We start from the raw sequence: 694 nt of genomic DNA on the forward strand, positions 1-694 counted from the left end.
TCCCTACACCGTGGCGCTGCTGCGCTGCCTGCCGCGCGGCGGCCAGCGCAAGGACCAGGGCCGGCTCGACACCATCCCCGGCTTCCTGCCCGGCATCGGCGCCACCATCACCGGCTGCGCCTTCGCCGACCGTTGTGCGCTGGCCACCGAACGCTGCCGCGCCGAGCCGCCGCCGCTCTACGATCTCGGCGAGGGCCGGCTGTCGCGCTGCCACTACCATGACAACGCGCAGTCGTTGCCGCGTGCCACGCCCGCCGAGATTCCCGCTGTCGCGCCGAAGCAGGCGCCGCCGGTGCTGCAGGTCGAAGGGCTGAACAAGACCTATGCCAGCCACGGCCGTCCGCTGCGGGCGGTGAAGGATGTCTCGGTCAGCCTGAGACCCGGCGAGACGCTCGGCCTGGTCGGCGAATCCGGCAGCGGCAAGACGACCTTCGCGAGGCTCCTGCTCGGCCTTGTCCCGCCCGACGACGGCGGCTCGATCGAGCTGGAAGGCAAGAAGCTGGCGCCACGGCTTGCCAGCCGCTCGGAGGATCAGGTCAAGGCGGTGCAGATCGTCTTCCAAAATCCGGACTCCGCGCTCAACCGCTCGCATTCGATCCGCCATATCCTCAGCCGCGCCCTGAAACGGCTGGGCGGGCTCACCGGCAAGAAACTGGACGCGCGCCTCGAAGAGTTGGTCCGCTCGGTGCGGCTC

Annotated in this window: 1 protein-coding gene; it reads left to right on the forward strand. The window is 70.3% G+C overall.

Annotated features, from left to right (window positions below; all coding sequences use genetic code 11):
• Nucleotides 1-694, forward strand: a 694-nt coding sequence (locus tag EOA24_RS40020) for an oligopeptide/dipeptide ABC transporter ATP-binding protein (RefSeq protein WP_127410927.1), incomplete at both ends; no start/stop codon positions are given.

The organism is Mesorhizobium sp. M2A.F.Ca.ET.039.01.1.1, from assembly GCF_003998035.1.
GTDB lineage: Bacteria > Pseudomonadota > Alphaproteobacteria > Rhizobiales > Rhizobiaceae > Mesorhizobium.